17 protein-coding genes are annotated in these 17,635 nt (G+C 63.0%); 11 read left to right on the plus strand and 6 right to left on the minus strand.

Annotated elements, in window-relative coordinates; genetic code table 11:
- Positions 1-8 precede the first annotated feature (8 nt).
- On the minus strand, positions 9-896 hold the full coding sequence (locus tag KI241_RS01280; protein ID WP_042729433.1) for a LysR family transcriptional regulator: 888 nt from the start codon (positions 894-896) through the stop codon (positions 9-11).
- Between the two features lie 133 nt (positions 897-1,029).
- Between KI241_RS01280 and lysM the strand changes: the two genes are divergently transcribed.
- Complete coding sequence (gene lysM, locus KI241_RS01285) at positions 1,030-1,470, plus strand: peptidoglycan-binding protein LysM (RefSeq protein WP_047736200.1); 441 nt, start codon at positions 1,030-1,032, stop codon at positions 1,468-1,470.
- 126 nt (positions 1,471-1,596) lie between these two features.
- Here lysM and yrfG read toward each other — a convergent pair whose 3' ends face one another.
- Positions 1,597-2,259 carry a GMP/IMP nucleotidase gene (gene yrfG / locus KI241_RS01290; RefSeq protein WP_042729435.1) on the minus strand — a complete coding sequence of 221 codons (663 nt, stop codon included), beginning with the start codon at positions 2,257-2,259 and terminating at the stop codon, positions 1,597-1,599.
- A gap of 88 nt (positions 2,260-2,347) precedes the next feature.
- On the opposite strand from yrfG, the gene nudE reads away from it, so the two are divergent.
- Both nudE and cysQ read left to right on the plus strand, forming a co-directional pair.
- Positions 2,348-2,914 carry an ADP compounds hydrolase NudE gene (nudE, locus tag KI241_RS01295; RefSeq protein WP_212803263.1) on the plus strand — a complete coding sequence of 189 codons (567 nt, stop codon included), beginning with the start codon at positions 2,348-2,350 and terminating at the stop codon, positions 2,912-2,914.
- Positions 2,911-3,738 (plus strand): 3'(2'),5'-bisphosphate nucleotidase CysQ, encoded by an 828-nt coding sequence (gene cysQ, locus KI241_RS01300; RefSeq protein ID WP_212803264.1) that lies wholly within the window; start codon positions 2,911-2,913, stop codon positions 3,736-3,738. Before nudE ends, cysQ begins: the two co-directional genes overlap by 4 nt.
- 126 nt (positions 3,739-3,864) lie before the next feature.
- Here the strand turns inward: cysQ and KI241_RS01305 are convergent, their stop codons facing one another.
- The 3 genes from KI241_RS01305 to KI241_RS01315 are packed head-to-tail and all read right to left on the minus strand — an operon-like array spanning position 3,865 to position 7,563.
- Positions 3,865-4,320: a YiiD C-terminal domain-containing protein gene (locus KI241_RS01305; protein ID WP_123578524.1), complete on the minus strand. Its 456-nt coding sequence runs from the start codon at positions 4,318-4,320 to the stop codon at positions 3,865-3,867.
- Between the two features lie 46 nt (positions 4,321-4,366).
- Entirely contained in the window at positions 4,367-5,758 is a 1,392-nt protein-coding gene (locus KI241_RS01310; protein ID WP_047736196.1) for a sigma-54 dependent transcriptional regulator, read from the minus strand.
- The gene (locus KI241_RS01315) at positions 5,755-7,563 is read right to left on the minus strand and encodes a cache domain-containing protein (RefSeq protein ID WP_042730491.1); all 1,809 of its coding nucleotides are present in this window, start codon (positions 7,561-7,563) and stop codon (positions 5,755-5,757) included. Before KI241_RS01315 ends, KI241_RS01310 begins: the two co-directional genes overlap by 4 nt.
- A 229-nt stretch (positions 7,564-7,792) precedes the next feature.
- Between KI241_RS01315 and KI241_RS01320 the strand changes: the two genes are divergently transcribed.
- The 8 genes from KI241_RS01320 to KI241_RS01355 all read left to right on the plus strand — a co-directional run bounded on the left by KI241_RS01320 (position 7,793) and on the right by KI241_RS01355 (position 16,672).
- Positions 7,793-10,705 (plus strand): aminotransferase, encoded by a 2,913-nt coding sequence (locus KI241_RS01320; protein WP_212803265.1) that lies wholly within the window; start codon positions 7,793-7,795, stop codon positions 10,703-10,705.
- A gap of 218 nt (positions 10,706-10,923) precedes the next feature.
- A complete protein-coding gene (aguA, locus tag KI241_RS01325) occupies positions 10,924-12,030 on the plus strand; it encodes an agmatine deiminase (protein WP_047736194.1) in 1,107 nt (368 codons plus the stop codon).
- Between the two features lie 243 nt (positions 12,031-12,273).
- The gene (locus KI241_RS01330) at positions 12,274-12,474 is read left to right on the plus strand and encodes a hypothetical protein (protein WP_047736193.1); all 201 of its coding nucleotides are present in this window, start codon (positions 12,274-12,276) and stop codon (positions 12,472-12,474) included.
- A 369-nt stretch (positions 12,475-12,843) separates the two neighbouring features.
- Entirely contained in the window at positions 12,844-14,130 is a 1,287-nt protein-coding gene (locus tag KI241_RS01335) for an OprD family porin (RefSeq protein ID WP_053148739.1), read from the plus strand.
- Positions 14,131-14,468: 338 nt separating this feature from the next.
- On the plus strand, positions 14,469-15,215 hold the full coding sequence (locus KI241_RS01340) for a 2OG-Fe dioxygenase family protein (RefSeq protein ID WP_042730486.1): 747 nt from the start codon (positions 14,469-14,471) through the stop codon (positions 15,213-15,215).
- 13 nt (positions 15,216-15,228) lie between these two features.
- Entirely contained in the window at positions 15,229-15,666 is a 438-nt protein-coding gene (locus tag KI241_RS01345) for a GNAT family N-acetyltransferase (RefSeq protein WP_172679742.1), read from the plus strand.
- The gene (locus KI241_RS01350; RefSeq protein WP_042730487.1) at positions 15,663-16,376 is read left to right on the plus strand and encodes an AzlC family ABC transporter permease; all 714 of its coding nucleotides are present in this window, start codon (positions 15,663-15,665) and stop codon (positions 16,374-16,376) included. The genes KI241_RS01345 and KI241_RS01350 overlap by 4 nt, the downstream gene beginning before the upstream one ends.
- Positions 16,355-16,672 (plus strand): AzlD domain-containing protein, encoded by a 318-nt coding sequence (locus tag KI241_RS01355; RefSeq protein WP_042730488.1) that lies wholly within the window; start codon positions 16,355-16,357, stop codon positions 16,670-16,672. The genes KI241_RS01350 and KI241_RS01355 overlap by 22 nt, the downstream gene beginning before the upstream one ends.
- Here the strand turns inward: KI241_RS01355 and KI241_RS01360 are convergent.
- Entirely contained in the window at positions 16,589-17,515 is a 927-nt protein-coding gene (locus tag KI241_RS01360; RefSeq protein WP_042730489.1) for a LysR family transcriptional regulator, read from the minus strand. The genes KI241_RS01355 and KI241_RS01360 overlap by 84 nt on opposite strands.
- Positions 17,516-17,635: the final 120 nt, after the last annotated feature.

Below are 17,635 nucleotides of genomic sequence, written 5' to 3' on the forward strand. Positions count from 1 at the left end.
GACGTCGATCAAGAAGCTGTCGCTGATTTCTGATAGAGCGCGAAACAGGCTTCCGCCAGCGCCGAGCGGGGGGCGCCACGCCGCATGATCATCCCCAGCGGCACCAGGGTGTGCGCGCTGTCGATGGGTTGGATGCGCAAGTCTTCGGTGAGGACGTCCAGGCCGCTGTCCAGCGGCATTACCGCGCAGCACAGCCCGCCGTGCACCGCTTGCAACAATTGATGCACGGCGTCGGTTTGCAGCAGCGGTTGCGGCGTGAGGCCCCGGCTGTGGAAGTGGTAGTCGATGGACTGGCGAAAATGCATGCCGCTGGTGAGCATGCCCAACGGCAGTTCAATCAACGCTTGCCAGCTCAGCGCCTGTTCGCCGAAGAAGAAATACCGCTGGTCATACAGCAGGCCCATGCGGGTCTGGCTGAAGGGCAAGGCCTCGAAGCGTTCGTTGTCCAGGCGTTCCAGGTAGGAAATGCCCAGGTCGATGCGGTTGTTCGCCAGTTGTTCGAGAATCTGTTCGGAGCTCAGGGACGACAATTCGAAACGCAGGTTGGGGTGCTCGTCGTGCAGGCGCTGCATCATCGACAGCGGGTCGAAGTCCGACAACGGCACCACGCCCAGGCGCAGCGTACCCGCCAGGTTGCCGCGACAGGCCGCCGCCTCCGCCAGCAGGCCGTCATGGGCGGCCAGCACCGTGCGTGCCCAGGCCAGCACCCGCTCTCCCGGGGCAGTGAAGCCTTCGAAGCGCTGGCCGCGGTTGACCAGTGGCAGGCCGAGTTCTTCCTCGAGGCTGCGCAGGCGCATCGACAGGGTGGGCTGGGTGATGTGGCAGCGGGCGGCGGCTTGGCCGAAATGACGGGTTTCATCCAGGGCGATGAGAAATTTCAGCTGCTTGATGTCCATCTTCGCTCCAGCGCGCGGGAAGATTCGGATTCTAGCGCTTGTGCGTGACGGGGTCATTGGTCGGCTTGGCGTCGGGTTCGCCTGGCTTGGTCTAGTCTTTGGCGTCTGGATACCTAATCAAGGAGCGTGTGCCATGAGTCTTTTTAGCTTTGTGAAGGAAGCAGGTGAAAAGCTGATCGACCTGCTGACGCCTGGCAATGCTGATGCGAGCGAGCAGTTGAAAGAACACATCAACAAGGTCGGTCTCGGTAATCCGAATGTGCATGCCACCATCGAAGGCGATACCGTCACCGTCACCGGTGAAGTGGCAAGCCAGGAAGAGAAGGAAAAAATCCTGTTGGCGGTGGGCAATATCGCCGGTGTCGGCAGTGTCGACGACCAGATCACCGTCACCGGTCCGGTGGCCCAGGCGGCACGTTTCGTCACGGTGAAAAAAGGTGACACCCTCAGTGCGATCGCCAAGGCCGAGTACGGGGATGCGAACAAGTACAACAAGATCTTCGAAGCCAACAAACCGCTGCTGTCGCACCCGGACAAGATCTATCCGGGGCAGGTGTTGCGTATTCCTGAGTAACCGATACCTGTGGCGAGGGCGCTTGCTCCCGCTCGGCTGCGTAGCAGTCGCATTTTTGGAGAGCGCTGCGCATTGGAGCGCCAGCCCGGTCCAGCGGGAGCAAGCGCCCTCGCCACATTGATCGCGTCAGAGCCCTTCGATGAGCGTTCGGTAATCCACCAACGCCGCGAATTCACCCGTGTCCTTCGGCCCTTTGCGGCTGTCCGGTTCGCTGACGGCCAGCAGGTGCGCCACGCCGAAATCCCGGGCGCTTCGCAGCACCGGCAAGGTGTCGTCGATGAACAGGCTGCGGGCCGGGTCGAAGTTCAGGTCGGCTTGCAAGGCGTCCCAAAATTGCCGGTTTTCCTTGGGGAAGCCGTAGTCGTGTGAGCTGATCAGGCGCTCGAAGTAGGGCGCCAACTCGATGCGTTCCAACTTCAGGGACAGCGAGTCGCGGTGGGCATTGGTGATCATCACCACCCGCTTGCCCGCCTGCTTGATGGCCGCCAGGAAGGTATCGGCGTCCGGACGCAAGGCTATCAGGTGAGCGGTTTCCAGCTTCAATTCGCGCACCGGCAATTTCAGCTCGGTACTCCAGAAATCCAGGCAATACCACTGCAACTGGCCAGCGTTGCGCTCGAACAGCGGTTGCAGCTCCATCTCGGCCATCGCCCGGCTCACACCGTGCAGTTCGGCGTAGCGCTGGGGCAGGTGTTCCATCCAGAAATGGTTGTCGTAATGCAGGTCCAGCAAGGTGCCGTCCATGTCCAGCAGCACCGTGTCGATCTCGTGCCAGGGCAGCAAGGCCATAAAACTTCTCCAGCGGTAATCGGATATCCGACACAAACAATCAGAATAGGCCGGGTATAGTAGCCCGCTATCGCCCAGGGAGCCGTATATGCGCCAGAAACCCACCATACTCGATCGCCGCATCGTCGCCACCAGCCGTCTGTTCTGTGTGGAAGAGCTGAAGCTGCGTTTTTCCAACGGCGTGGAGCGCACCTACGAACGCCTGGCGAGCAAGGGTGCGGGTTACGGCGCGGTGATGATCGTGGCGATGCTCGACGCCGACCATGCGGTGTTGGTGGAAGAGTATTGCGGTGGCACCGATGCCTATGAGCTGTCCCTGCCCAAGGGCTTGATCGAGCCGGGTGAGGACGTGCTGGCGGCGGCCGAGCGCGAGCTCAAGGAAGAGGCTGGCTTTGGCGCGCGTCAGTTGGAACACCTGACCGAACTGTCGCTGTCGCCGGGCTACATGAGCCAGAAGATCCAGGTGGTGTTGGCGACCGACCTGTACGAAGAACGGCTGGAGGGCGATGAGCCCGAGCCGATGCGCGTGGACAAGGTCAACCTGCATGAACTCTCGGCCCTGGCGCAAAACCCGCAATTCACCGAGGGGCGTGCCCTGGCGGCGCTGTACCTGGCCCGTGACCTGCTGACCCAACGCGGAGCCTTTTTGTCATGAATTTCCCTCATCCCCTGATGGCTCCCGTGGTGGCGCTGGCGCTCAAGGCCGGCGAGGCGATCCTGCCGTTCTGGCGCGCTGACGTGCAAGTCACCCAGAAGGCCGACGAGTCGCCGGTGACCGCCGCCGACATGGCTGCCCACGATGTGATCGTCGCCGGGCTGGCGGCGTTGGCCCCGGACATTGCGATCTTGTCCGAGGAGGACGCCAATATCGCCCAGGATGTGCGCGCCGGTTGGCAACGCTGGTGGCTGGTGGACCCGCTGGATGGCACCAAGGAATTCATTTCCGGTAGCGAGGAGTTCACCGTCAACATCGCCCTGGTTGAGCAAGGGCGTGTGGTGTTTGGCGTGGTGTCGATGCCCACCACCGGCCGCTACTACGCAGGTGGCGCGGGCCTCGGGGCCTGGCGCGGCGACAAGGGCGATGACCCCGTGCCTGTCGCGGTGCGCAACTCGCTGGCGCCGGGCGAGGCCTTTACCGTGGTCGCCAGTCGTCGCCATAGCAGTCCGGAGCAGGAGCGCCTGTTGCAAGGCCTGAGTGCCAGCCTGGGTGAGTTGCAATTGACCAGCATCGGCAGTTCGTTGAAGTTCTGCCTGGTGGCCGAAGGCGCGGCGGATTGCTATCCACGCCTGGCGCCGACCTCTCAATGGGACACCGCCGCCGCCCAGGGTGTACTGGAAGGTGCCGGTGGCGAGGTGCTGGACTTGAGTGGCGAGCCGTTCTGCTACCCACCGCGGGAGTCGCTGCTCAATGCATCGTTCCTGGCGTTGCCGGCAAAGGCGGCCTGGCGGGCTAAATTGTTGGAGTTGGCGCGTTCCTAGCCGCTTCCATTCTTTGTGGCGAGGGGATTTATCCCCGTTGGACTGCGCAGCAGTCCCAAAAAGCAGGGCCGCTTCGCGCCCCAACGGGGATAAATCCCCTCACCACAGGGTTGCAGGGTGCCAAAGTCAGCGATGCAACACGTACTGCCCCTCGAACTGCACCGCCGGGTCCTTGCTCGCGGTGTTCAGCACCCGCGTCTGCAAGGCGATGCGCGCCCGGCCATGGCGGCGGTAGGTGGCGAGGAAGCGTTTCCAGGTGTTTTCCTGCGGCGCGTCGCAAATCACGCTCGCATCGCCGGTGACCGGCAGCGGATAGCTGATCTGCCCTTCCTGGATCACGATATGCCCGTCCTCGATGCCTTCCTCGCGCAGGGCCAGGTGCAGCCAGCCCCAGCCGCCGAGCACCGCGCCGCAATACAGGCTGCCGCCGAACATGGTGCTCTTGTGATTGACGTTGGCGTCCAGTGGCAGGAACAACCGCAGTTGCCGGGCCTGCCAATCGACGACTTCCAGGCCCATGTCCCGTGTCAGCGGGATGTCGTGGTGCAGAATCGATTCCAGGTAACGCGTGTCGCGGTTCATCGAGGGGCCTCTGGCGGGACAGGAAGGTGGCGGTAACGCCGATGTCTCAATCGGCTTCGTCGGCGGCGCCGTGGCTAGTGTCGCCGAAGCTCAACCCGTGCTTGCGCAGCTTGTCGTGCAAGGTCTTGCGCGGGATGCCCAGGGCTTCGGCGAGGCTGCGGACCGAGCTGTGGGGACGCGCCAGCTCGGCGGCGATCAGGGTCTTCTCGAAGTTTTCCACCTGTTCGCTCAAGCCGCCACTGACCATCGCGACCGGTTCGCCGGGACTGCCGTCCGGCGCGCTGTTGTCCAGGGCCAGTTCCAGGCCCAGGGCAAAGCGTTCGGCGGCGTTCTGCAGTTCGCGCACGTTGCCTGGCCAACTGTGACGCAGCAGCAGCGCCCGCTGCGCCGGCTGCAATTCGTGGGGCGGCAGGCCGTGGCGGGCGCTGGCCTCGTTGGCAAAGTGCTGGAACAGCACCAGGGCATCTTCGCCTCGCTCGCGCAGCGGTGGAATGCGCAGCGGCGCGACGTTCAAGCGGTAGTACAGGTCGGCGCGAAAACGTCCCTGGTCAGCGGCTTGGCGCAGGTCTTCCTTGGTGGCGGCGATAACGCGGATATCCAGCGGGATCTGCTGATTGCCCCCCAACCGCTCCACCATGCGTTCTTGCAGCAGGCGCAGCAGCTTGACCTGGACGTCCAGGCTCATGCTTTCGATTTCGTCGAGAAACAGCGTGCCGCCGTTGGCGAATTCAAACTTGCCGATGCGGCGTTTCTGCGCGCCGGTGAACGCGCCGGGCTCGTGGCCGAACAATTCGCTCTCCACCACCGATTCGGCCAGGGCTCCGGCGTTGATCGCCACGAAGGGGCCGTTGCGGCGTGCCGAGAGGTCGTGCAGAGCGCGGGCGACCACTTCCTTGCCGGCGCCGGTTTCACCCAGGATCAGCACGTCGGCGCGGGTGGCCGCCAATGCGCCGATCTGTTCGCGCAGGCGCAATATGGGCGTCGACTGGCCCACCAGCCGGGCGCTGAGCTCGTGCCGATCGCTCAGGGCCAGGCGCAGGCTACGGTTTTCCAGTACCAGCCGACGCAAGGACAGGGCACGGCGCACGCTGTCGAGCAGGTGGTCGCTGGCGAAGGGTTTCTCCAGGAAGTCGTAGGCCCCGGCACGCATCGCCTGCACCGCCAGCGGCACGTCGCCGTGGCCGGTGATCAGCAGCACCGGCAGCTCCGGATCCTGGGCGTGCAGCTCGCTCAGCAGTTCGAGGCCGTCCATGCCCGGCATGCGGATATCGCTGACCACCACGCCAGGCCAATCACGGGGCAATTGCCCGGCCACGCCCTTGGCCTCGGCCAGGGGCAAAATCTTCAGTCCGGCCAGGTCGAGGGTCTGGCTCAAGGCCTGGCGCAGGTGGGGATCGTCGTCGATCAGCACCACCTCAATCCGGTTATCGATGGTCATACACTACGGTCCTCGGACGGTTGCAGGCTCACTCCGGGCGCGCCGGCGCGCAGCTTCAGGGTGATCAAGGCGCCGCCCTCCTTGTGGTTGGCGAACGACAGTTCGCCCCCGAAGGCGCGCATCAAGGTGTCGCAGATTGCCAGCCCCAGGCCAAGGCCCTGGGTCCGGGTCTTGGTGGTATAGAAGGGTTCGCCGGCGCGGCCCAGGGCTTCCATGCAGAACCCCGGGCCGTTATCGCGGATGTACAGGTTGACGCCGGTTTCGGTGGCCTGTGCACTGAGCCAAAGTTTGCGCGGCGGGCCTTTCTCGGTGAGGGCGTCGAGAGCGTTGGCCAACAGGTTGCCCAGGACCTGGCGCAGGCGGGTTTCCCCGGCCTCGACCCAGAGCGTCGCGGCCGGCAAGTCGCGAATCAACTCCACCTCCATGCTGCGGCGGCGCTTGGCGAGCAGCGCCAGCGCGTCGTCCAGCGCCGGCTGCAAGGCAACGCTTTCCGGGGCGTGGCGGTCGCGGCGGGCGAACGCGCGCAGGTGCGCGATGATCGAGGCCATGCGCCCGGTCAGCTCGCTGATCAGCTTGAGGTTGCCCCGGGCGTCGTCGGTGCGCTGGTGGTCGAGCAGGATCTCGGCGTTTTCGGCGTAGCTGCGGATCGCCGCCAGCGGTTGGTTGAGTTCGTGGCTGATGCTCGCCGACATGGTGCCCAGGGCCGACAATTTGCCGGCCTGCACCAGGTCATCCTGGGCCCGCACCAGCTCCTGCTGGGCCTGCTCGCGCTCCAGCACTTCCTGCTTGAGCCGCCGGTTCAGGCCTTCCAGGTCGCTGGTGCGCTCGGCGACCCGACCTTCCAGTTGGTGACGCGCCTTGGCTTCGAAGGCGATCCGGTCCAGATAATGGCGCCGACGCTGCATCATCAGCCCAAGCAGCAGCATCAACACCAGCAGCGCCGCACCGCCGATCGTGAGCACTGTGCGCACCGGTCGGTCGATCAACGTGCGCGGGGCGAGGATGCTCACGCTCCAGCCCGTCTCCTCGATGGACTGGGTCTGGGTCAGCCAGGCGTTGTCATCCAGGTTCAGTGGTTTGGGATCGCGGGTCGGATAGGGCTGCACGGCGCTGATGGCCTTGCGTTCGTCCTCGCTCAAGGGACGCGTCGCGCGAAAGCGCCAGTCTTGCCGCGACGTGAGAATGACCACGCCGTTGTGATCGGTAACCAAGAGTTGTTCCGGGGTTTTGCCCCACAGGCTTTCGGTGTGGTCCAGGTCGACCTTGACCACCAGCACGCCAATGACTTTTTCGCGATCGCGCACCGCGGCGGCGAAGAAGTAACCGCGCTTGGCCGAGGTGGTGCCCAGGCCGAAGAAGCGCCCCAGGCGTCCGGCCATGGCCTCGATGTAGTACGGGCGGAACGCGAAGTTGCGGCCGACGAAGCTGTCGTGCTTATCCCAGTTCGAAGCCGCCAGGGTCTTGCCGTTGGCGTCCATCAGGTACATGACTTCGGCGCCGGTCTGGGTGCTGATGTTTTTCAGCAGCCGGTTGGCATTGCCTTGGGTGACCCCGTCGTCCGGGGCCGACAGCGCGGCGCGCAACGCCGGCAGGTCGGCGAGGATCTGCGGCAGTACCTCGTAGCGGTGCAGGGTGCCCAGCAGGTTGGCGACGTAGAGGTCCAGGGTCTGGCGGTTCTGCCCGGCCAGTTCGCTGCGGTAATAACGCTCGGCCAGATGCTCCAGCGGCCACAACAACGGCGCCAGGCACAGCGCAAGCAAGGCCAGGCTGCGCCAACGGGGTCTGCGGGGAAGGGTGGAGTTCATGAGCATCAGGCGCCTGTGGGGACAAGCGCATTATGCCTACGGTTGTCCAGCAAGACACTGTTGCAACGCGCTACGTCGCGCTCCCCCGGACATTCGCCTGGAGCGGGCGCCAGTCGTGAGGGGCTCTCGGGGCCTGGGAGCGCCGTCGCTTCAAATGCGATAGGGGTTGCTTATCCCCCGACTCAGTGGCGTGATAGGCATCCGATAAAACCACCTAAGGGGTTGTTGTATGCCGCTCGCTACGTTGGTTCACCGTGCCAGTTTGCCAAGCCCACAGATCAGCGCCGCACAAGTGTCGGTGCTGTTGCGCGCAAATTATGGACTCAGCGGTGACCTGCGACCCCTTGGCAGCCAGCAAGACCTCAATTACCGCGTCGACACCGGGCACGGGCGGTTCGTGCTGAAGATCTGCCACGGTGACTACGCGGTGCGGGAGCTTGAGGCCCAACACGCGGCGCTCAGGCATCTGGCCGACCACGGCGCGGTGAAAGTGCCGCAGGTGATTGCCGCCAACAATGGCCAGGACCTCCTGACGCTCGACGTCGAGGGGCAAGGGGTGCATGTCCGGTTGCTGGAATACATCGACGGCCAGCCACTGACGCAGTTCAAGCACCTGGAGCCCGGCTTGGTGAAAGGGCTGGGGCGTTTGTGTGCACAGATCGACCAGGCCCTGGCCACGTTCGACCACGCCGGCCTGGAGCGCACCCTGCAATGGGACGCCCGCCACGCCCACACGCTGATCGAACACCTGTTGCCGGTGATCCAGGATGACGCGCAGCGCAGCCTGATTGCCGACATCGCGCAACAGGCCGAGCGTCGCTTGCAACCGCTCAAGGCCAGCCTGCCGGTGCAGGCGATCCACATGGATATTACCGATGACAACGTGGTCTGGCAGCGGGATGCCCAGCGCCAGTGGCAATTGCAGGGCGTCATCGACTTTGGCGACCTGGTCCGCACCTGGCGCATCACGGACCTGTCGGTGACCTGTGCGGCCCTGCTGCACCACGCCGATGGCGATCCGTTTTTCATCCTGCCAGCGATCCAGGCTTATCACGCGGTCAACCCGTTGCAGCGCGAAGAACTGTTGGCGTTGTGGCCGTTGATCGTCTCGCGAGCAGCCGTCCTGGTGCTCAGTGGTGAACAGCAGGTCGCCATCGATCCGGGTAACCAATACAGCCGCGACAACCTGGCCCATGAGTGGGAAATTTTCCGCGTCGCCCACTCGGTGCCCCTCGACCTGATGGAGGCGGCGATTCTCAGCGCCGTTGGCCACAACCTGGCGCCCATCGCCAGCGAAGGCTTTGCGCCGTTGCTGCCGACCCTGGTGGGGCGTGAATTCGCGCTGATCGACCTGGGCGTGCTGAGCCCGCATTTCGAGGCGGGCAACTGGGAGCAACCGGGCATCGACCAGCGCCTGTTGAGCGAGGCTGCCGCTGTTCATGGGCTGGCTGCCAGCCGCTACGGCCAGTATCGGTTGTCCCGCACGCGGCCCGACAGCGCCGTCGAGCCGGATACGTATCCGTTGCACGTGGAGCTGAATGTCCCGCAGGGCTCGTCGCTAGAATCGCCGTTCGCCGGGGTCGTGCACCTCGGCGCCGACGGCCTCCTGCAATTGGACGGTGCATCGTTGAGCCTGCGGCTGTGGGGCGTGACCTCGCCGCTGCATGCCGGCGCGGCGCTGGTCAAGGGCCAGGTGCTGGGCGAGGTGAGCGGACCGTTGCGGGTGCAGTTGTGTCGGGGCGCCGGGTTGAATCCACCGCTGTTCTGCACGCCCTCCAGGGCGGCGGCCTGGCAGGCGTTGTGTCCTTCGCCGGCGGCGCTGCTGGGGCTGGCTTGCGATGCCGAGCCGGAGATCGATCCCGAAGCACTGCTGGCTCGCCGGGACGCCAGCTTCGCCCGTTCGCAAAAGCATTATTACGTCGACCCACCGCGCATCGAGCGCGGCTGGCGCAACCACTTGATCGACATGCAGGGGCGTTCCTACCTCGACATGCTCAACAACGTCGCGGTGCTGGGGCACGGTCACCCACGCATGGCGGCGGTGGCCGCGCGGCAGTGGTCGCTGCTCAACACCAACTCGCGCTTTCACTATGCGGCGATTGCCGAGTTTTCCGAGCGCCTGCTGGCGTTGGCGCCCTCGAACATGGACCGGGTGTTCCTGGTCAACAGCGGTACCGAGGCCAATGACCTGGCGATCCGCCTGGCTTGGGCCTACAGCGGCGGGCGCGACATGCTCAGCGTGCTGGAGGCCTATCACGGCTGGTCGGTGGCGGCCGATGCGGTGTCGACGTCCATCGCCGACAACCCCCAGGCCTTGAGCAGCCGCCCGGACTGGGTGCACCCGGTCACCGCGCCGAACACCTATCGCGGTGAGTTCCGGGGCCCTGACAGTGCGCCGGACTACGTACGCAGCGTCGAGCACAACCTGGCGAAAATCGCCGAAAGCCGGCGCCAATTGGCCGGTTTCATCTGTGAGCCGGTCTACGGGAACGCCGGCGGCATTGCCCTTCCGCCCGGCTACCTGAAGCGCGTCTACGAGTTGGTGCGCGAGCGCGGCGGGGTGTGCATCGCTGACGAGGTGCAGGTCGGCTATGGGCGCATGGGCGAGTTTTTCTGGGGCTTCGAAGAGCAGGGCGTGGTGCCCGACATCATCACCATGGCCAAGGGCATGGGGAACGGCCAGCCGCTGGGCGCGGTCATCACCCGCCGGGAAATCGCCGAGGCGTTGGAGGTCGAGGGTTATTTCTTCTCATCCGCCGGCGGCAGCCCTGTCAGTTGCCGCATCGGCATGGCCGTCCTGGACGTGATGGAAGAGGAAGACCTCTGGGAAAACGCACGGATGGTCGGCGGGCATTTCAAGGCGCGCCTCGAAGCCTTGATCGAGCGCTATCCGTTGGTCGGCGCGGTGCACGGCTCGGGGTTCTACCTGGGCGTGGAACTGATCCGCAACCGCGCCACCCTGGAACCGGCCACCGAAGAAACCACGGCGCTGTGCAACCGCCTGCGCGAGTTGGGAATCTTCATGCAACCGACCGGCGACTACTTGAATATCCTCAAGATCAAGCCGCCCATGGTGACCACCCGTCAGAGCGTGGATTTCTTCGTCGACATGCTGGAGAAGGTGCTGGATGAAGGGCTCTAGGCGAGTACGCCGGTAACCCTTGTGGGCGCGAGCCCGCTCGCGAAGGCAGCGCTTTTGCGAGCCGGCTCGCTCCCATGGGGTTTTCAGTTATTTATCGATTTTTGTCGACATTGAGTTGCGTTTATTTTGATATTTCAGATGGCTTACGCTTTTAAAGCCGATTTTTATCGTCTATAAAGTCCCCCATTGCCCTCGATGACTCAGCGGAGTCCTGATTCATGACAACTTTGCACAGCACGCCTCGCGCGGATGGTTTCCACATGCCGGCCGAGTGGGCGACCCAGACCCAGGTCTGGATGATCTGGCCCGAGCGCCCGGACAACTGGCGCCTGGGCGGCAAGCCCGCACAGGCGGCTCACATCGCGGTGGCCAAGGCGATCGCCCGTTTCGAGCCGGTGACCGTGGCGGTATCCGCGGCCCAGTACGAAAATGCCCGGGCGCGCCTCGACGTGCCGAATATCCGCCTGGTGGAAATGTCCAGCGACGATGCCTGGATTCGCGATACCGGCCCGACGTTCGTCATCAACGACAGCGGTGAAGTGCGCGGCGTCGACTGGGACTTCAACGCCTGGGGCGGCTTCGACGGTGGCCTGTACGCGCCGTGGAACCGTGACGCGCAAGTGGCCAGCAAGGTCCTGGAGATCGAACGCAGCCCGCGCTATCGCACCGAAGGGTTTGTCCTGGAAGGCGGTTCGATCCACGTCGATGGCGAAGGCACGTTGATCACCACCGAGGAATGCCTGCTCAACCGCAATCGCAACCCGCACTTGAGCCGCGAGGAAATCGAGGCGGTGCTCAGTGCGCAACTGGCTGTGGACAAGATCATCTGGCTGCCCGACGGCTTGTTCAACGACGAGACCGACGGCCATGTGGATAACTTCTGCTGCTACGTGCGCCCCGGCGAAGTGTTGCTCGCCTGGACCGACGACCCGCAGGACCCGAACTACAGCCGCTGCCACGCCGCCATGAATGTGCTGCAAGACAGCACGGACGCCAAGGGGCGCCCGTTCATCGTGCACAAGATGCCGATCCCTGGCCCGCTGTATGCCACCGAAGAAGAGTGCGCTGGCGTGGACGCGGCGCAAGGCTCCCAGGAACGCAACCCGACGGTGCGGCTGGCCGGTTCCTACGTGAACTTCCTGATCGTCAACGGCGGCATCATTGCGCCGAGTTTTGACGATCCGCAGGATGCCCCGGCCCGGGAGCTCCTGCAGAAGCTGTTTCCGCAGCACGAAGTTGTCATGGTGCCAGGGCGCGAACTGTTACTGGGGGGCGGGAATATTCATTGCCTTACCCAACAACAGCCCGCTGCGCGGACAAAATGAGTGGCGATGTAACAGCGCGGTGACATCCACCGCGCCGGCTCTAGACCGGCGCTTTTGGATCCATCCCGGCAAGCCCGCGGCCCGATTGGGGGCGCGGGCTTTTTTGTGCCTGTTTATTGGCACTGCGGATACATTGGCATACCTCTTGTATCAGTGCTCTCGCAGTTCTGGGGAGAGAACTGAGTTGTTTTGTCATAAACCTTGGATAAATTGGCCGCTCATCAACCAGGAGAGGGCGCTGGAATGAATATGATAAGCGAGCGCACATGCCATCCCTTGGCCGTCAATGGTGAGTCGCTTCAAGCGTTGGCGCAGTGGTTGAAGTCCAACGGAACGCGTCAGGTCAGGGAACCTGATCCACGCCGAATGATCGTGGAGCGCTACCCGGCCGGGCTTTTCAGCGAGGCCGAGCTGCAAGCGCTGTGGGATGTCATGCAAGGATAGAATTCGAAGGATTGATAAAAAGCGCTGGCCGGGATGGCAGCGCTTTTTTTGTGCCCGCCGTTTTTACCCAGTCGGCGGCTTCGGCGCTGGTCTGCGGTCTGTACGGCTGTTCACCTTGAGTGGTTCTTAGACATTTTTTGCCTAATGACAGACGATTCACGAAATTGACACGTTGTCGAGGGCGCGACTAGGATTCGCCCCACGCCTGTGGCTAACAGCCATGACTCTTAAATAATAAAAAGGCCCGACACGTTGACGCGTGGGCGGGCCTTTTCATTATTTCAGGAGCAAGAGTCCGAAAAAGAGCGCAAAAAGCGCCGTTTCGGCTGCCGGTCGCAGTGCGTATCAACCCATACAAGGAAAATAATCATGTTGAACACGCGCATCGGTTTGATCGCACTGGGGATTTTGAGCACGACGCAGGCCATGGCCAACGACCAGGCCGAGTCCAAGGGGTTCGTCGAAGACAGCAGCCTGAAAGTGCTGCTGCGCAACGCCTACATCAACCGCGACTATAAGAACGGCAACCAGGACAAGGCCGAATGGGGCCAAGGGGTCATCGGTACGTTCTCGTCCGGTTTCACCCAGGGCACCGTGGGAGTCGGCGTCGATGCATTCGGCCTGTACGCCTTGCGCCTGGACGGCGGCAAGGGGCGCAGCGGCGCACAGGGCATCGACTTCTTCAAGCAGGGCGACAGCGGCAACGCCGCCGATGACCTGTCCAAGTTCGGTGCCGCGGTCAAATTCCGCGTCTCCAACACCGTGCTGGCCTACGGCGACCAGATGCCGGCCCTGCCGGTGCTGAGCTACGACAACGGGCGCCTGCTGCCGGAAAGCTACACCGGTACATTGATCACCTCCAAGGAGATCAAAGGCCTGGAACTCAATGCCGGCCGTTTCACCGCCGAGTCGCGCAAGAGCGCCGAAGGCCGCGACAGTGGCGGCTTGAAGTCGATCAACGTCTTGGGCGGCAGCTATCAGTTCACCGAACAGTTCAAGGCATCGCTCTACGCCTCGGACGTCGAGGACGTGTTGAAGAAGCAGTACGTGAACGCCAACTACGTGTTCCCGCTGGCCAAGGATCAGTCCCTGACCCTGGACTTCAACGGTTACCGCACCAAGTTGGACAACAGCTACGTGCGTGAAAACAACGTCACGGGCGATGACAACAAGATCTGGAGCCTGGCCGCCACTTTCGCCACTGGCCCGCACAGCTTCACCCTCGCTCACCAGCGCAGCACCGGCGACAGCAACCTCGGCTACGCCTATGGCGGCTACCAGCGCGGCCAGAACCGCGTGGGCGACGGCGGCAATACCATCTACCTGGCGAACTCCTACTGGTCCGACTTCAACGCCGAAGACGAACGCAGCTGGCAGTTGGGCTACGGCCTGGACTTCACCACCTTCGGTGTACCGGGCCTGAGCTACAACGTCGCCTACGTGCGTGGCGACAACATCACCACGTCCACCAGCGAAGGCGGCACCGAGCGCGAGATCTTCAACCAGTTCAAGTACGTGGTCCAAAGCGGCCCGGCCAAGGACTTGAGCGTGCGCCTGCGCAGCTCGGTGCTGCGCGTGTCGCAGAAGTCCAGCGAGTACAACGTCAGCGGCAACGAGCTGCGGGTGTTCGTGGACTACCCGATCAACGTCTTCTGATGGCGTGACAAGGGCCTGAGACCTGGGCCCGTAGCGTGGCGAGGGAGCGTGTTCCCGCCGGTTTGCATCACCACCCCGTCTGGGGCGTCGTGCAGGCAGGCGAGAGCACGCTCCCTCGTCATTTTTATGGGTAAGCCCATTGTCGGGTTCGGGTGTTTTTGGGTGGGATAGGGTTAAAAAAACCCTTTAAAAGCGCTTTTTACCCGAGAAAAAGTCCTACTAATTTCATTTCTGCCTTCGTTTCAAGCACGGCTTGAAATGCCTCAAATTCTTTCTCATGGACGTAAATCCTGCACCTACTAGATTAGGCCGCTCAATGCAGTGGAGACCTATGAAAAATGATCGTTCTGAACAGGGAAGTGGGCGAAGCGCTAAGACGTGACAAATACGTCAATGTTCGCGGTGGCGACTTCAACCTCTACGGTCATTTCGGCGATTTTGTCCGGCTGACCAAAAGCTGGGAAAACATGGAGCCCGACAGCTACTACGGCCAGGCCGAGTCAGGCATGCGTTTTCGCCGCTACAGTGACTTTGAATACAACCCCACCACCCGCGAGCTCAAGCAGCTCGAGCACCGGGCTTATATCCAGTCCAAGGCCAACAACAGTTACGTCGGCGGCTTGGAGCGGCATTTCCAGGACTTCTCCAATGAAGTCATCAACTCGCCGGTGATGCGCAGCCTGATCGACACGGACTTCGAGGTGTACAAGAACGTCCTGCCCCCGGAGCTGCACGATGAAATCTGGCAATGCCAGATCCATCAGATCCGCATCGAGATCAAGCCGGGCAAGCAACTGGAAATCACCCCCGAAGGCATCCACTGCGATGGCTATCCGTTCAGCGGCGTGCACTTCTGGGGCCGGAACAATGTAGCGGGCGCCGAAAGCCGTCTGTACACCGCCCAGCAAGAACAACTGGCGGCGACGACCTACGAGGACATCCTCGACACGACGTTCTTCCTCGATCGCGACATGCGCCATTACGTGACCCCGGCCCGTAACGTCCACAGCCATGAAATGGCCTACCGGCAGATCCTGGCGATTTCCTTCTCGCGGCCCGGGACCGCTTTCGACATTGTTCGCTGAATGGCTGGAACCCATGGAGGATCCGGCGCAGCAGGTCCTGTTGCGCCGGGCCATGGTCAGGGATGCCGAACGAATGGAGCGGTTTTTTCGCGGGTTCGATGAAGTGTCGTTCTGCGAATGGCAGGATGCCCGGTTCCTGCGGGGAGTATTGCTGCAGGAAACCACCACCGCGTACCTGGCCGTCGATACGGCCGGCGAGGTCGTGGGCGCGGTGATCGGCGGCATGCTGGGCACCCGTGGCACGATCAATCACCTGGCGGTCAGCCCGTTGCATCGCACCAAGGGCCTGGGCCAGCGCCTGGTGGAAGCGGCTTCGGCCGACATGAAGCGGGTCGGCGTGCTGCGCATGTTCCTTTTTGTCGACGATGCTAATCTGGCCGGCAAGCGTTTCTGGGCGGCCCAGGGTTTTTGCGAACCCCGGGGCGAGATCACCTTCGAGAGGGATTTATGAACAAGACTTCCAGCCAGCCGCTGGCGGTCGAACCACAAGCCTCGCGTACCTTTGCTGAAGCCAGTCCGGTGGTAGCGGGTTATTTTACGGTTTCGTTTGTGTTCGGTCTGATGGCGGTCAACGCCGGCTTACCCTTGTGGCTGCCGGTGGCGATGTGCCTGTTCGTCTACGCTGGCGCGTCGCAATTTGCCGCGTTGGCCCTGATTTCCAGCGGTGCGTCACTCACCACCATCGTGCTCACCACCTTCCTGATCAACGCCCGGCACATGCTGATGTCGGTGTACATGGCCAAGGCGTTGCGTGCGCTGGGGCTGAGCCGTTTCGAGCGCTGGTGCTACGCGGCGGGGCTGACGGACGAATCGTTCGCCTTCCACAGCGTCAAGCTGGGCAGCGGGGCGCCGGTCAGCTTGCGCTACCTGATTGGCTTCAACCTGTTTTGCCACACCTCCTGGGTGTTGGGCGGCCTGTTGGGAGCCGTGTGCGCGCAGTACGCGGCGCATCTGATCAAGTACCAGCTCGACTATGCCCTGACCGCGATGATGCTCTACGTCCTGGTCTCGCTGTGCAACACCCGTAACAAGCTGATCGCTGCCCTGGCCGCCGTGGCCTGCATGGGCGTGCTGAGCCTGCTGGGCAGTTCGCCGTTCAATGTCTTCATTGCCACGTTCGTTGGCTGCGGGGTGGGCGTATGCCTGACCAAACGTTCCTGATCCTGGTCGTGGCGCTGATGATGGCCGTGACCTTCCTGCCGCGCGCACTGCCGTTGCAGGTCAATACCGAGCACTGGCCACCGTTCATCGCCCGTGCCCTTGAGTACCTGCCGGTGGCGATCGTCGCTGCCATCAGCCTCACCCCGCTGTTGATCAAGGATCAGCAGATACAACTCGACCGCCCGGAGTTCTACGCCGCGATTCCGACGCTGTTATGTGCGTACTTCAGCCGCAACCTGTTTCTCAGTGTGGCGGTGGGCACGGCGGCGTACATCGCGCTCGGTTCGTTCCTGTAGCGTCAGGTCGACCACGTCATGCAGCGCCTGGCCAGACAACTCGGGATTGTTCACCGCCAGGCGCACCTCGAGGAAATCCTCGAAGTCCGGGAAAATCGCCAGGCCATTGCGCAGCGCCGCTTCCCGGGACACCAGCCCCAGCCCATCCAACTGGGTGATCAACGACAGGGTCAGTGTTTCACTGCAGGAGTAGACCATGCGCTGGCTCGTCCCGTATTCGCCCAGTCCCGCGTCGAGAAAGCGCAGGAAACTGTGGGAATAGGGGCATTCTTCGGCCGGACGCACCTGAAACTTGTCGCCGAGCAAGCCAAGGGAGTCGTCTTCGTCGCCACAATGGGCGCCGACCACCCGCACCTGCACGTCCGGCATGGCGATGGTCGAGAAGCTGCTCTGTTGCGCGCCGATCAGGATCGCCAGGTCAAAATCCTCGTTCTTGAGCTTGCTCAGGTTCTCCATCGACTCCGCGTAGCTGAATTCCAGTTGGTACTGGGGGAACACGGCGATCAAGCGGTCGATCATCCGCCGGTTGAATTCCGCCGGCAGGGTGGTGTTCAGCGCCACTTTCAGCGTGCGTTGCCGGGGTTTTTTCAGTGCCGCGACCTTTTCCTCCAGCTGGCGCGTGGCCACCAGTACCTGATCCATGAAGGGGGTCAGTTCCGAGCCTTGGCTGGTCAACGTCAGGCCCTTGTTCGAGCGCCGGAACAAGCGGAAGCCAAATTGCTCCTCGACCTTGTTCAACTGCGCCGCCAGGGCCTGCACCGTGAGGCACGAATGTTCGGCCGCTGCCGACAACGAGCCGGTCTGCACGATGCGCATGAGGTTGCGTAGGGTTCTGCTATCCATGAGGTAATGCCCTCTGCTTAAGTGGGCTCGCTATTGTTGTGCACTCGGCCCGGGACAGGCAGTGCCTGCGGCGATCACCGTCTACCTTGCCACGGTTGTCGCGGTTTTGCAGGGCAAGCC

The sequence above is a fragment of the Pseudomonas sp. Cab53 genome, assembly GCF_018325965.1.
In the GTDB taxonomy this organism is placed as follows: Bacteria; Pseudomonadota; Gammaproteobacteria; order Pseudomonadales; family Pseudomonadaceae; genus Aquipseudomonas; species Aquipseudomonas chlororaphis_E.